Origin of the sequence: Pseudomonas sp. QC2, assembly GCF_002859085.1 — a bacterium.
Taxonomy (GTDB): Bacteria; Pseudomonadota; Gammaproteobacteria; order Pseudomonadales; family Pseudomonadaceae; genus Aquipseudomonas; species Aquipseudomonas petroselini.
Window position 1 is genome coordinate 284,054 of the sequence record NZ_PKKS01000008.1, and the last position, 14,451, is coordinate 298,504.

Below are 14,451 nucleotides of genomic sequence, written 5' to 3' on the forward strand. Positions count from 1 at the left end.
CCCATGAGTGAAGATGCGCAAGATGTCGTTCTGATCGTCGAGGACGACGAATCCATTATGTTTGTGCTGGGTGAGTACCTGGCCGGCCTGGGCTATCGGGTGTTGAAGGCGATTGATGGGGAGCAGGCCTTCGAAATCCTGGCGACCAAGCCACACCTGGACTTGATGGTCACCGACTACCGCCTGCCGGGTGGGATTTCCGGGGTGCAGATCGCCGAGCCTGCGATCATGTTACGGCCTGAACTGAAAGTGATCTTCATCAGCGGCTACCCGCAGGAAATCCTCGACTGTAACAGCCCGATCACGCGCAATGCGCCTATCCTGGCCAAGCCGTTTGATCTGGATACGCTGCAAGAGCATATCCAGCGATTGTTGTCTTAAACATGGCGGAGCCAACCAGGGCTCCGCTCATTTCTCGGGAATCGAGTGGGTTCAGACTGTCCGGATTTCCTTCCAGCGCCGTGTTCCAAGGCGTCCGTGATGCTTAGGACGATGTGATAGGGGCGTCATACAGTTTTTTGAGCTCTGGACTGAAGACACTGTTTTTCACCTGCCATTCGTCATCATGATCGAAGACCTTAAATTCCAGCTTGTTACGATCATTGCTGTGGGTTCTATAGGTCGCCCCCAACTTTTTATCGTGAAAGAGTTTTTTCAGGCCTGCCTCCATGGCATCGGCACTCGAAAAGGTCGCGATACCCAAGTTGGGGTCATAAAAATAAAATGACTTCTCCGTGCCCTCTATTTTGATACCGGCGGCCATTGCATGGCGGGGAGAATCAATCATGATTGATTTTGAAACGGTAGAGTTGGCGAGTTCATTTACCATGTCTTGATAGGAGAGCTGCCGGGTAGATTTCCCCGCATGGAAAGCAGTCTTCGGGCCCACTTGGATTTGAAGCTTATTTAGCGCTTTCATAAACTGCCTGGAGGCGGGAGCTTTGGGGAAAGCGGCAGCGGTGTACATATTTCTTATCAGCACTTTTTCCTTCCCTTACTCGATAGCGCTCGCCATGGCCCGTGAAAGAGCGGCGCACTGTCCGTCAGACAGTTGAGCGGTTTGGGAAAGGTAGATCACTTGTGGGATAGGGACGACCTTGCCGAAGCCAGGTTCTATAACGCTGATGAAACGCGCCGACGCTTTTCGGCCGAACGCATAGGCAATATCATCGTATTTCCTGACCAGAGTCCCCAGCTGCTTTGCCGTCAACGTTTGTTTGTTGGCCAGTTCCATCAGATCCTTGATACTTTTAGCGCTGGATAAACCTTTCACACTCTGTAATGTTCCAGTGTTATAGCCTTCATCAAAATCAGCGCTTTCTGGACCATTGCGATGTTTCGCCACTTTTTTCCCCCAGTTTTCAATCAGGGAGTCCTCAATCTTCCGGCGACCATCGCTCGCGGTCGCCCACGTTGCGAAAGAACCCGCCTCTAAGCGTGCTGAAGGCAGGAAATCGTTTAACGCGGGACCATAGGGTTGCCGGGTAATGGGGTTGTAGGCGTACCAGTTGTTATTTTTAAAGACCGCGGCCCCCTCTGCAAAATCGCTGTCAAGTTTGAATGTGCCGATTGAAGCGCGATCGAACTGTTTACTCGCGCTCACCATGTCATAGCTCGTCCTCGCGCCTCGTAACTGCCGGATATCCTGGCCCACGTCAGCAATGATGTGCCTCGCCACGTTTCGCGCGCCGCGCCCAGCGCCTCGCAGTAAGTCGGTTGCGCCGTCCAAGGGGTTGATCAAGCTGAGCGTTCCACGCCCCAGGGTCTTTGTAATGCGCAGCGCCTTACCACCGGCTGACAGGGTGCCATTTGCAACTTTCGCGGCTTTACCAACGACGTTTGCACCTGCCGTCAGAATGCCGAATATGTCGAGCGACAAGTCGACGATGCCTTCACCGATATTGCCATCGGTAAAGTTTTTGATGGCTGATCTGAGCGGAATCAGGTTAAGAACGAATTCATTGAATTTCTTGTAAAAGGGCACTTCGGATTCAACGGTGGTAACCCCTCGCGCCTCGGTTTCCAGCGCTTGCCAGAAGCTGGTGACCTTGGCCACCGTGGCACCGATGGCTGACGTTCTGGGGCTGGAAAAGCTATTCAGCGGGCCGCCCGTATCCGTTTTCGCGTGTGCGAGCTGCTCTCGCTGATTGGGCTTGCTTTCATCGCGGATGGAAAGCGTGACCGGTACCATGTCCGTGTAGGGCGTGTTGATGTTTCGCCGCTCGCCCCCTTCAATACCCAGCCCAGGTTGATAACCCGGTTGGAAGTCACCCAGGTCCCGGCGCTTTTCGAGCGTGTTCTTTTGCACGTTCACTTCGTAGGTGTGCGAAACCCCGTCACGCACCACTTTCAACAGGACAGGGTTGCCTGCCGACATCGCCCGGAAGATCATCTGACCCTGGCCAACACGCGTCGTGCCTTTAAATTCCCGGAAGAGCGATAGACTCCCGTATTCAATATTTTTGCGGTCTTCCAGGGGCAACTGCGATATCAGGTTCTTGACTTGCGTGGCGACGCTTTTATCAAGGGCCTGGCCGAATTGTGCAAATTCAACATGGAACTGTTGATTGACATCCCTCAGCGATTGAGTCTTGCTCAATACACTGTCAATCGTGAAATTGGGTGTGTTTGCTTCAGAGCGGCCTGGGCTTCTGCTTGGGGGCGTATAAGGCTCAAGCACCCAGCTGTTAGGCGTTTTGGATCTGTCGGGGAGACGAGGATGATAGGGCCGCATCGGAGGGTTTTGCAGCATGCCTTCGATATATAGGTCCAGTATCGAGTAGGGCCCCGGCCGATCTTTATCGTAAGTGGCGAGCACTATGCATTTGAGCTCCAGGCGCACATCATCGCCCAAAACCTTGCGCAACTCCGCCAAGGCGATTTCCCTGCGGGAAGCCGGCACAGGCGCGCTTTGCGCTTCGGATGCGTGTCTCAATTCGATGAGTTGCTCGTTGTAGGCCTGCGCCACTGTGTTCATGTCTTCCGGCGAAGTCACCTGGGTGACGATGCTATTGGTAATGCCCCATTCCTTGAGCGCTTCATGATGCGCGATGTATTCGATCTGGCGTTGAGCCGCCGAGACTGGCTGGATCTGCGCATTCAACATGATCTCCCCGTATGTCATCGTCGCGGCGCGACCAGGCGCCTCAGCCTCAATGCGCGCCACCGCAATACTGAAGTTGACGTGGGCGATGGAGCCATGGGTGACCGTCGGAGGAATATCCTTCACCAGTAACTCCGGCGCCCTTGAGGCCAACAGCAAGTGGGCCTGGATCAATGCTTTTTCGGGGGTTGAGGCTCGGCGCGTTTGGAAATAAAGGTAATCGGCCACGCTCTGGGCGGTTTTGGATAACGGTTGGCCTTTGAGCTGCTGCCCGGCCAAGTCAAAGCCGTCGACATGCTTTGCCGGCAGTGCTGAGCGGGCGGCTTCGGGCGCGTCATGCAACTGCAGGTTCAAGGCGGCCATCAACCAGTCATTGGCGCTGCCGGAGACCGACAGCGCGTCAAACCTGGCTTTGATCGCCTCGCCCAACGCTTGCCCCTTCGGCGATTGGATGATTCGGTCGAGCACTTGCTGCGGGTTACGCAGCTCGGACGGTTCAAACGCAATGCCCCGCATCAACGACTCCAACACACAGCGAGTGGACGCGAGGTTCAGGTTGCCGACATCACCGTAAAGCAAGAACGCAGACAGTTGCCGTTGCGCCCCCTCGTCAAGCGGTCGAGGCCAGGACGTTGCACCTCCGTAGTTGCCGTATATCGGGCTGCGGGGTGCCGGAGCGAGGAGCAACGACCTGAGGTTCTGCGCATCCTCTGCGGTGACTGGACTATCAAAGCCGTGGTACTCAAGAAAGTCCTGCAGGCTGACGGCTTCCCCTTCCGGCAGCCCCCTGTCCCGTTCATATGACGAGTCGGGATGAACAGTGAAGGTGGTATCACGCAAATACTTGGGAATCTCCGAAACCTCCAGGTTGCCAGTCTCCAAAACTGAAACCAGGTGCTTGAGCGACACCGCCACGTCGTGCCGGTTGTTCATGTTGCCAAGTGCAACTTTCTGATTGTCTAAGGCATCCTCGCTACGCTGCTCCTGAACGCCAGGGAAATGAGCCGGGTCCAGTAAACCAAAAGTCTTTTCCTGTTCAAGTTCAGCTGAACGTTGTTGAAATTCCAAGGCTGTGTTTTGTTGTTGCTCAAAGTAGAAGCGCCCAACCAGCCAAGCTGGCGCACGGTCGGGGGAATCAGGCGATGGCAGCGGGAAAGGCATGTTTTTGTCGGATATGACCAGACCTGCATCCACTAACGGCGCCCTGGCAGCAGACCATCGCGGGTCCTCGCTACCGCGCTTCTGCATAGACGCCGTGAGCGAGACATCCGGCGCTACCTTGTAGCTGATCTGACCAGTTTTCGGCAGAATTTCAATTGATCCTGGAAGGGCTCTGACATATCGCCGCCATTCAACAAAATCCCGAGATTGAGCAGCATTGCCCAACTGAGTCCACCATTGGCCGAACGTCGAGCCCGGAGGGACATCAACCATGATGGCGTTGTCGTTGACCTTAGCCCCCGTAAACCCCAACAACGCTTTAGCGTAGTTTTGCGCCAGTTCAGCGTCGCTCTTGGTGCGTAGGGAATCAGTAGCGCTGGGTAATGGGGGGCCGGCAGGTTCCGATACCACGCCTACTATGGCCGAAACCTCGGTGGCGGGGGCTTCGAGGCGAACGGGGGAAGGGAATGCACGTACAGAACTGCTGGAAATGCTCATAGGGCGGCGGCTCAATCGTCAGGATTAAAGTCTGCCGGGAAAAATTCTAACTCCCAGCGGTAACTTTACGTGCCTCAAGCGCCCCTATGATTCCAGTACTGAACCGTATTTTTGTTTCTGTCTTTTACCTCCTTCAGGTCACGCTCGAAAATTGCCCGCCTGGTGGTTGACGTCACACAACCTACCTCACGCCTGAATCATCTCCCTGACCTTCGCCGTCAACAGGTCAAAGGTAAACGGCTTGGTGATCAATTGCATGCCCGGGTCCAGAAAACCTCCCCGTACGGCGGCGTGCTCGGCATACCCGGTAATGAACAGCACCTTGAGTTCCGGCCGGATCTGCCGGCCGATTTCTGCCAGCTGTCGGCCGTTCATGCCGGGCAAGCCCACGTCGCTGATCATCAAGTCGATACGCTGCTCGGACTCGATGATCGGCAGCGCCGTATCGGCATCGCCAGCCTCGACAAAGGCGTAGCCCAGTTCTTTGAGTACCGCACTGACCAATACACGCACGGCGGGGTCATCTTCGACGATGAGCACCGTTTCACCCGCGTTGGCGAATGGCAATAACGTCGGGTTGACCGCTTCGTGCGTTGCCATTTCACCGACAAACCGTGGCAAAAACAGGCTGACCGTGGTGCCTTTTCCCACTTCACTGTGGATCGTCACATGGCCATGGGATTGGCGCGCAAACCCGTAGATCATCGACAACCCCAGGCCCGTGCCCTGGCCAATCGGTTTGGTGGTGAAAAACGGATCGAACACGCGGCCCATCACGCTTTCCGGAATGCCGCAGCCGTTATCGCTGACGCTCAATTCCACGTAGTCACCGGGTTTCAGGGTGCCATAGGCCGCCGTGAACACATTGTCGAGATGGCGATTGGCGGTCTCGACCGTGAGCTTGCCGCCACCGGGCATCGCGTCTCGCGCGTTGATAACCAGGTTGAGCAGGGCGCTTTCCAACTGGTTCGGGTCGGCTTCGGCGGTCCAGAGCTGGTCATTCAGGCGCATGTCCAGCGTAATGCTCTCGTTGATGCTGCGCTGCAGCAACTCGCCCATGGAGAACACCAGTTGGTTGATCCCTACGGGTTTTGAATCCAGTGATTGGCGACGGGAAAACGCCAGGAGTCGATGGGTGAGGCCCGCCGCTCGGTTGGCCGAGGTCACACCGAGGTCGATAAGACTGTCCAGATCGTCCAACTTGCCCCGGGATACACGCCTGCGCAGCAATTCCAGGCTGCCGATGATGCCGGTGAGCATGTTGTTGAAGTCGTGGGCGATGCCGCCGGTCAATTGGCCGACGGCTTCCATTTTCTGCGATTGGCGCAAGGCTTCTTCATTGCTGCGCAATTGCGCCGTACGTTCTTCGACTTGCTGCTCGAGGGTCTCCAGCGTGCGCTGCAAGCGCAGTTCACTCTCGCTCAAGTCAATCAGGCGGTCACGTGCTTCGTATTGACGGCGCCGACCGCGCAGGGCGGTACTCACCAGGCTGATCAACGTCACAGGGTGGAACGGTCGCTCCAGAAACGTCACGTTGCCCAACAAGCCGCTTAAGTGGGATGAGCCATTCTGTTCGCTGCCGCCGTGATGGGTCATCAGCACAATGGGCAAATCCGACCAGGCCGGCTGCTGATGCAAGTACTCCAGCAAGGGTTCCAGATCAACCCCGCGCAACGCTTCAGCCGCAATGATCAGTAAGCCTGCACCTTGCTCCAGCGCTTCGCACAGTTGCACCAGGCTGCCGACAGTGACGCCAGCGTAGCCAGCCTCGTTGAGCATCATCAACGCCAGCGACCCGTCACGGCCCATTGGCGCAAGGACGATCGCACGCTCGGAGACGGGAGAGAGCGCCGTCACACCCCCTCATCCTTGAGCAAAGGGGAGCCTGCGCCCATGTAGGTCGGTATGCCGCGCAACACGCCTTGGAAGTTGTCAAGGGGCTCGCCAACGGTCATGCCCTGGCTGCCAATTCGGTATTCGCGAATGGTGGCTTCATGGGTGCCGGTGCGTTTCTTGATGATCGAGATGGCTCGACGCACCTTGCCCAAGGCTTCGAAGTAGCGCAGCAGGATCACCGTGTCCGCCAGATAGGTGATGTCGACGGGGGCCTGCATATCACCGACCAGCCCGTGTTGCGCGACCGTCATAAAGGTCGCTGCGCCCCGGCGATTGAGGTACAGCAGCAGTTCGTGCATATGCAGGATCAGCGCGTTTTCTTCGGGCATTGCCGCCTGGTAGCCGTTGATGCTGTCGATGACCACGGTTTTGATTCCGCGTTCGTCGACGCAACGCCGCACCCGGTGCGAGAACTCGCCCGGCGACAACTCAGCGGCATCGACCTGTTCGATCAGCAAGTTGCCGGTTTCCTGCAGGGCGGTGAGGTCGATACCCATGTTTTTCATGCGTTCGAACAACAACCCCAGCTCTTCATCGAAAATAAACAGTGCGGCTTTTTCGCCGCGCTCCACGGCAGCGGCGGCGAAGATCATCGAGATCAGCGACTTGCCGGTACCGGCCGGGCCGAGAATCAGGCTGCTGGAGCCGGTCTCGACCCCGCCGCCCATCAACGCATCCAGCGCGGCAATGCCGCTGCTCAAGGTCTCGCGTTTATAGCCCCCGCGATGCTCGGCGGCCACCAAGCGTGGGAACACATGGACGCCATCCTGCATGATGGTGAAGTCATGAAAGCCGCCCCGGTATTTCTGGCCGCGGTACTTCACCACCCGCACCCGGCGGCGCTCGGCGCCATAGTTGGGGGTCAGCTCTTCCAGGCGGATGACGCCATGCGCAACGCTGTGCACGGTCTTGTCGAGGGATTCGGTGGTGAGGTCGTCCAGCAACAGGACGGTGGCGTCGTAACGCACAAAGTAGTGCTTGATCGCCAGGATCTGCCGGCGATAGCGCAGGGAGCTTTGCGCCAGCAGGCGGATTTCCGAAAGGCTGTCGATGACCACGCGGGTCGGCTTCACCCGTTCCACCACCTCGAAGATCTGCCGGGTGGCCTCGCCCAGTTCCAGGTCGGAGGAATACAGCAGGCTTTGCTGGTGGTCGGCGTTGAGCAGGCTTTCCGGCGGCGTCAGTTCGAAGATATGAATGTTGTCATCCAGGTCCCAACCGTGAGACGTGGCACCTTGACGCAACTCGCGCTCGGTTTCCGATAGGGTGATGTACAGCGATCGCTCGCCGCTTTTCGCCCCCGCCTGCAGGAAATGCAGGGCGACCGTGGTTTTACCGGTACCGGGCTCACCTTCCAGCAGGAACAGGTGGCTGCGCGAGAGTCCACCGGCAAGAATGTCATCAAGACCTTCAATGCCAATGGCCGCTTTTTCGGATAGTTGCGCTTTGGATGTAGACAAGAAGTGCCCTCAGGTCACATACGAGTAGAGGATGCGCGGCCATGTGGACGCGCCATATTCTCTTGACCGTAGTGCTTTGCGGCGGTTCAACCTTTTACTGGGGAAATGAGCGCGAGGCCACGTTTTACAAAAATGGTGGCCACGCTATAAGCCCTGCTGCAGTGCCGGGTCGTCCGGGTTCTGTTGCTCAAGTTGCGCGAGCAGCACTTGGACATTTTGCAACTGGCCGCTTTCCTTCCAGTAATTGACCAGCAGCACCCGCGCCTTGCGATTGGCCGGGTGGCGCTGGATGATTTCTTCCAACTGGCGCTGGGCCGCTTCCAATTCCTGCTGGGCGTGCAGGGTGGTGGCCAGGTCGTAGCGGTAGTCCTGATTGTCCGGCTCCAGCTCCACCGCTTTCGACAGGCCCAGCAGTGCGTAAGGGCGTTCGCCATGGTGCAACAGCCACAGGCCAAGGGCGTGTTGCAGGTAGGCTGATTCAGGGTGCGCCGCCAGTTGGCGCGCCAACAATTGGCGGGACTCTTCGGACTTGCCCTGTTTGTCGAGGAGTTCGATCTGCGCTACCACGGCTTGCAGGTTGTCCGGTTGCAAGCGCATGGCCTGCTCAAGCGCATGTTGCGCGTCCGGCAACAGGGCGCTGTGGATGTAGAGACGCGCCAGCTGAATCCAGCCTTCGGCGGTTTCGGGCTGGGCCTTGAGCTTTTTCACAAACTCATCCAGCACTTGCTGCAAGGGCCCGAAATACAGGCCCAAGGTGTCGGGCGACAAGCCCAGCAATGCATTGGCGGCGGCAAACCGTACTTCCTGCTCAGGATCATCCAGCACCGGGCCGAGCAACAGTGTGCGCTGACCGGTCGGCACCAGGCCGACAATACTGTGGATAGCGGCCTCGCGTACCTGGGGTGAATCGCTGCTCAAGTCTTTGTCGGCCAGCTTCAAGGCTTGGGGGCTGGGGTAGTTGGGCAGCTCGGCATGCAGCGCCACCCGGCGTTCGGGCGTCAGGTCTGGGCGGCCTAACTGCTGATACAGCACGCGCGCCGCCCCAGGCTCACCGTTATGCGCCTGTTTCAAGGCTTTGGCGTAACCGTGGGCAATGGCGGGAGGCACGGCCACTGGGGTGGAGCGGGAGAAATACCAAGTGAACAGCACAATCAATAACAGGGCGCACAGGCCGATGATGGAGTAACGGCGTGACTTTAACATGCAGGCGTCCGAAAGCTAAGGCAGCTAATACAAAGCCACCAGCTTCGGTCAGACCACGGCGAGTGTCAAACCCCTCTCAGGTGAGCACGTATTCCACCGGTTCCAGCGTCGGCGGCAGCGCGGTTTCACCGAGGGCCGCGAGTACTTCGCGCTCAAGGGTGCGCAGGATGGCATTGCAGGGCAGGTCGTTCTCATCAAAGCCGAACGGGTCCTCAAGGTCATCGCCGATTTCATCCAGCCCGAAAAACGTGTAGCTGACGATGGCGGTGAACACCGGCGTCAACCAGCCCAGCGGCTCAGCCATGGCGAATGGCAGCAGGATGCAGAACAGGTAGATGGTGCGATGCAGCAGCAGGGTGTAGGGGAAGGGCAGAGGCGTGCTTTTGATCCGCTCGCAGGACGCCTGCACCTGACTGAGGCTGACCAGTCGCGCTTCCAGCTGGGTGTAGCGCCATTCACTGATCGCACCTTGCGCGGCCAACGCAGAAAACCGGGCCCCCACCTGTTGCAGGACATTGTCGGGGAGGTTGGGGTGGTGCGGCTGGAACGTGCTCCAAGGCTGTATCGCCTGGGCTTCATCCTCGTGGCGCAACCGCGCGATCAGGCCATGGGCGAAGCCACACAGGCTGCGCAGCAACCCCGCACGTTCGGCCGGGTCACTGAGCACCTGGGTTTCGCGAATCAACGAGCGCACATCGATGATCATCTGCCCCAGTTGCTTGCGACCCTCCCACCAGCGGTCATAGCAGGCGTTGTTGCGAAAGCTCATGAAGATCGACAGCGACAACCCCAGCAACGTGAACGGCGTGGCATTGACCTTGGAGAAATACGCCGGGTGCAGGGTTTCCACCAGCACGATCACCGAGGCCAGCAAGGTGACCAGCAGGCTGCGCAGGGCGATGCGCTTGGCGATCGAGCCCTTGAGGGAAAACAGGATGCCCAGCAGGTTGGGTTTGGGGCGGACTATCATTCAGGGGCGGGCTTCGTGAGTGGCGCAGGCCATCAGGTTAGAAGCAAGCACCCCAGCCGTCCAATCGCTTGGGCCGACCGGTTGATCGGCGAGCTCGATGACTGGCCAAAACAGTCAGCCAGGTTGAGGGCTTTGACCATTGCCGCTACAGCGCTGCGGGGCGACTATTTCGACGATTCGGACCGTTCAAGGAAACAACAATGCAGATTGAAAACAAGATCTTCCTGGTCAGCGGCGGTGCTTCGGGCCTCGGTGCAGCGACTGCCGAGATGCTGATTGCTGCGGGTGCCAAGGTGATGCTGGTAGACCTGAATGCCGATGCCGTGGCCGCCAAGGCCAAGCAGCTGGGCGACAATGCCCGCAGCTGCGTCGCGGACATCAGCCAGGAAGCGGCGGCCGAAGCCGCCGTGCAGGCCACCGTCGCAGCCTTTGGCGGCCTGCATGGGCTGGTCAACTGTGCCGGCGTGGTGCGTGGCGAGAAAATCCTCGGCAAGAACGGCCCCCACGGCCTGGCGAGCTTTGCCCAGGTGATCAATGTCAACCTGATCGGCAGCTTCAACCTGTTGCGCCTGGCGGCCGTCGTTATCGCTGAAACCGAGGCGAATACCGACGGCGAGCGCGGCGTGATCATCAACACCGCCTCGGTGGCGGCGTTTGACGGGCAGATCGGCCAGGCGGCGTATGCCGCGTCCAAGGGCGCCATCGCCAGCCTTACCCTGCCTGCCGCACGTGAACTGGCGCGTTTTGGCATTCGCGTGATGACCATCGCCCCCGGCATCTTCGAAACGCCGATGATGGCTGGCATGACCCCGGAAGTCCGCGACTCCCTGGCGGCGGGTGTGCCGTTCCCGCCACGCCTGGGCAAACCCGACGAATACGCCGCGCTGGTGCGGCACATCATCGAAAACAGCATGCTCAATGGTGAGGTGATCCGTCTCGACGGCGCCCTGCGCATGGCTGCGAAGTAAGGAGCAACCCGCATGACTGATCCTATCGTTATTGTCAGCGCCGTGCGCACGCCCATGGGCGGGTTCCAGGGCGATCTCAAGAGCCTGACTGCGCCGCAGCTGGGTTCCGCCGCGATTCGTGCCGCCGTCGAGCGCGCCGGTATCGCCACCGATGCCGTGGATGAAGTGCTGTTCGGCTGCGTACTGCCCGCCGGCCTCGGCCAGGCACCGGCGCGCCAGGCTGCCCTGGGCGCCGGGCTGGACAAGGCCACGCGCTGCACGACCCTCAACAAAATGTGCGGCTCGGGCATGGAGGCGGCGATCCTGGCTCACGATTCACTGCTGGCCGGCAGTGTCGACGTGGTGATTGCCGGGGGCATGGAAAGCATGTCCAACGCACCCTACCTGCTGGACCGTGCGCGCAGCGGCTACCGCATGGGTCACGGCAAGGTGCTGGACCATATGTTCCTCGACGGCCTGGAAGACGCCTATGACAAAGGCCGCCTGATGGGCACCTTTGCCGAAGACTGCGCCCTGCACAACGGTTTCAGCCGTGAAGCCCAGGACGCGTTCGCCATTGCTTCGTTGACCCGTGCACAAGAGGCCATTACCCATGGCAGCTTCGCCGCCGAGATTGTCCCGGTTCAGGTCACCGTGGGCAAAGAACAGAAAACCATCCAGCATGATGAGCAGCCGCCCAAGGCCAAACTGGACAAGATCGGCAGCCTGAAACCGGCCTTCCGCGAAGGCGGCACCGTGACAGCGGCCAACTCCAGCTCGATTTCCGATGGCGCGGCGGCGTTGGTGCTGATGCGCCAGTCCGAGGCGCAGCAACGTGGCCTCAAGCCCTTGGCGGTGATCCACGGGCATGCCGCGTTTGCCGATGAGCCGGGTCTGTTCCCGGTGGCGCCGGTCGGGGCAATTCGCAAACTGATGACCAAGACTGGCTGGAACCTGGATGAGGTTGATCTGTTCGAGATCAACGAAGCCTTTGCCGTGGTCAGCCTCGTGACCATGAGCAAGCTGGAAATCCCCCACGCCAAGGTCAATGTTCATGGTGGCGCCTGCGCCCTGGGCCATCCGATCGGCGCATCCGGTGCGCGGATCCTGGTGACCTTGCTCTCGGCCCTGCGCCAGAGAGGCCTCAAGCGCGGCGTCGCCGCGATTTGCATCGGTGGTGGTGAAGCCACGGCCATGGCCGTCGAATGCCTGTATTAAGGAGCCCAGATGCTGCCCAATGACGAACAACTGCAGATCAGCGACGCGGCCCGGCACTTTGCCCAGGAACGCCTGAAACCCTTTGCCGCCGAATGGGACCGCGAGCACCGTTTCCCCAAGGAAGCCATCGGTGAGATGGCCGAACTGGGCTTTTTCGGCATGTTGGTGCCGGAACAGTGGGGCGGTTGCGACACCGGTTACCTGGCCTACGCCATGGCCCTGGAAGAAATCGCGGCGGGTGATGGCGCTTGCTCCACCATCATGAGCGTGCACAACTCGGTCGGTTGCGTGCCGATTCTCACATTCGGTAACGACCAACAGAAAGAGCACTTCCTCAAGCCGCTGGCCAGCGGCGCCATGCTGGGTGCCTTTGCGCTCACTGAGCCCCAGGCCGGTTCCGACGCCAGCAGCCTGAAAACCCGTGCGCGCCTGGAAGGCGACCACTACGTGCTGAACGGCTGCAAACAGTTCATCACCTCCGGGCAGAACGCCGGGGTCGTGATTGTGTTTGCCGTGACCGACCTGGCGGCGGGCAAGCGCGGAATCAGCGCTTTTATCGTACCGACCGACTCGCCGGGCTACACCGTGGCCCGCGTCGAAGACAAGCTCGGCCAGCATGCGTCCGATACGTGCCAGATCCTGTTTGAAGACGTGAAAGTGCCGGTGGCCAATCGGCTTGGGGAGGAGGGCGAAGGCTACAAGATTGCCCTGGCCAACCTCGAAGGCGGCCGCGTGGGCATCGCCTCGCAATCGGTCGGCATGGCCCGCGCCGCCTTTGAGGCGGCCCGTGACTATGCCCGCGAGCGCGAAAGCTTTGGCAAGCCCATCATTGAGCACCAGGCCGTGGCCTTCCGCCTGGCGGACATGGCCACGCAAATCGCGGTCGCCCGGCAGATGGTGCATTATGCCGCCGCCCTGCGCGACAGCGGAAAGCCGGCGCTGGTGGAAGCCTCCATGGCCAAGCTGTTTGCCTCGGAAATGGCCGAGAAAGTCTGTTCGGCCGCCTTGCAAACCCTGGGCGGTTACGGTTACCTGAGCGACTTCCCGTTGGAGCGGATCTACCGCGACGTGCGGGTCTGCCAGATTTACGAAGGCACCAGCGACATCCAACGCATGGTCATCTCACGCAATCTCTAAGGAGCCGATACATGAGTTACGAAACCATTTTGCTCGACGTCCAAGGCCGCGTCGGGCTGATTACCCTCAATCGTCCAAACGCCTTGAACGCCCTGAATGCGCAACTGGTCAGCGAATTGAACCAGGCATTGGACGGCCTGGAAGCCAACCCTGACATCGGCTGCATCGTGTTGACCGGCTCGAAAAAAGCCTTTGCCGCCGGGGCCGACATCAAGGAAATGGCCGAGCTGACCTACCCGCAGATCTACCTCGATGACCTGTTCAGCGACAGCGACCGCGTGGCCAATCGCCGCAAACCGATCATCGCGGCGGTGAACGGCTTCGCCCTGGGCGGCGGCTGCGAACTGGCGTTGATGTGCGACTTCATCCTGGCCGGTGACGGCGCCAAGTTCGGCCAGCCGGAAATCAACCTCGGCGTGCTGCCCGGCATGGGCGGCACCCAGCGGCTGACCCGCGCGGTGGGCAAGGCCAAGGCCATGGAAATGTGCCTGACCGGGCGTTTTATCGACGCGGTGGAAGCGGAGCGCTGTGGGATTGTCGCGCGCATCGTGCCGGCCGATGAGCTGCTGGAGGAAGCCTTGAAAGTTGCCACGCTGATTGCCGGCAAGTCGGTGCCGATCAGCATGATGGTCAAGGAAAGCGTGAACCGCGCGTTTGAAGTGAGCCTGTCCGAAGGTGTGCGTTTTGAGCGCCGGGTGTTCCATGCAGCGTTTGCGACGCAGGATCAGAAGGAAGGCATGGCGGCGTTTGTGGCCAAGCGTGCACCCGAGTTCAAGGATAAGTAACCCGGCCTGACAAACACTGGATGTCAAATGTGGGAGGGGGCAAGCCCCCTCCCACAGGGTTTATGCGGTGTGA

Annotated in this window: 11 protein-coding genes; 5 read left to right on the top strand and 6 right to left on the bottom strand. The window is 59.5% G+C overall.

Going from position 1 to position 14,451, the window contains the following annotated elements; translation table 11 throughout:
• Positions 1-3 precede the first annotated feature (3 nt).
• Entirely contained in the window at positions 4-381 is a 378-nt protein-coding gene (locus tag QCBJ_RS08065) for a response regulator (RefSeq protein ID WP_012724201.1), read from the top strand.
• A 103-nt stretch (positions 382-484) separates the two neighbouring features.
• On the opposite strand, the gene QCBJ_RS30320 is transcribed toward QCBJ_RS08065, so the two are convergent.
• From QCBJ_RS30320 to QCBJ_RS08090, 6 genes are all read right to left on the bottom strand, one after another.
• Positions 485-967 (bottom strand): YopT-type cysteine protease domain-containing protein, encoded by a 483-nt coding sequence (locus tag QCBJ_RS30320; protein WP_256581465.1) that lies wholly within the window; start codon positions 965-967, stop codon positions 485-487.
• A gap of 27 nt (positions 968-994) precedes the next feature.
• Positions 995-4,762 (bottom strand): hypothetical protein, encoded by a 3,768-nt coding sequence (locus QCBJ_RS08070; RefSeq protein WP_256581466.1) that lies wholly within the window; start codon positions 4,760-4,762, stop codon positions 995-997.
• Positions 4,763-4,948: 186 nt separating this feature from the next.
• Entirely contained in the window at positions 4,949-6,619 is a 1,671-nt protein-coding gene (locus tag QCBJ_RS08075; protein WP_102060487.1) for an ATP-binding protein, read from the bottom strand.
• Positions 6,616-8,118 carry an ATPase domain-containing protein gene (locus QCBJ_RS08080; RefSeq protein WP_102060488.1) on the bottom strand — a complete coding sequence of 501 codons (1,503 nt, stop codon included), beginning with the start codon at positions 8,116-8,118 and terminating at the stop codon, positions 6,616-6,618. Before QCBJ_RS08080 ends, QCBJ_RS08075 begins: the two co-directional genes overlap by 4 nt.
• A 144-nt stretch (positions 8,119-8,262) precedes the next feature.
• Entirely contained in the window at positions 8,263-9,321 is a 1,059-nt protein-coding gene (locus QCBJ_RS08085; protein WP_102060489.1) for a tetratricopeptide repeat protein, read from the bottom strand.
• Positions 9,322-9,397: 76 nt separating this feature from the next.
• On the bottom strand, positions 9,398-10,291 hold the full coding sequence (locus QCBJ_RS08090; RefSeq protein WP_102060490.1) for a bestrophin family protein: 894 nt from the start codon (positions 10,289-10,291) through the stop codon (positions 9,398-9,400).
• Positions 10,292-10,491: 200 nt separating this feature from the next.
• Here QCBJ_RS08090 and QCBJ_RS08095 point away from each other — a divergent pair, with 200 nt between their 5' ends.
• The 4 genes from QCBJ_RS08095 to QCBJ_RS08110 are packed head-to-tail and all read left to right on the top strand — an operon-like array spanning position 10,492 to position 14,378.
• A complete protein-coding gene (locus QCBJ_RS08095) occupies positions 10,492-11,259 on the top strand; it encodes an SDR family NAD(P)-dependent oxidoreductase (protein ID WP_102060491.1) in 768 nt (255 codons plus the stop codon).
• A gap of 12 nt (positions 11,260-11,271) precedes the next feature.
• On the top strand, positions 11,272-12,456 hold the full coding sequence (locus QCBJ_RS08100; RefSeq protein ID WP_093544509.1) for an acetyl-CoA C-acyltransferase: 1,185 nt from the start codon (positions 11,272-11,274) through the stop codon (positions 12,454-12,456).
• Between the two features lie 9 nt (positions 12,457-12,465).
• A complete protein-coding gene (locus QCBJ_RS08105; protein ID WP_102060492.1) occupies positions 12,466-13,593 on the top strand; it encodes an acyl-CoA dehydrogenase in 1,128 nt (375 codons plus the stop codon).
• Positions 13,594-13,604: 11 nt separating this feature from the next.
• Positions 13,605-14,378 carry an enoyl-CoA hydratase gene (locus tag QCBJ_RS08110; protein ID WP_012724210.1) on the top strand — a complete coding sequence of 258 codons (774 nt, stop codon included), beginning with the start codon at positions 13,605-13,607 and terminating at the stop codon, positions 14,376-14,378.
• The last annotated feature ends 73 nt before the right edge of the window (positions 14,379-14,451 follow it).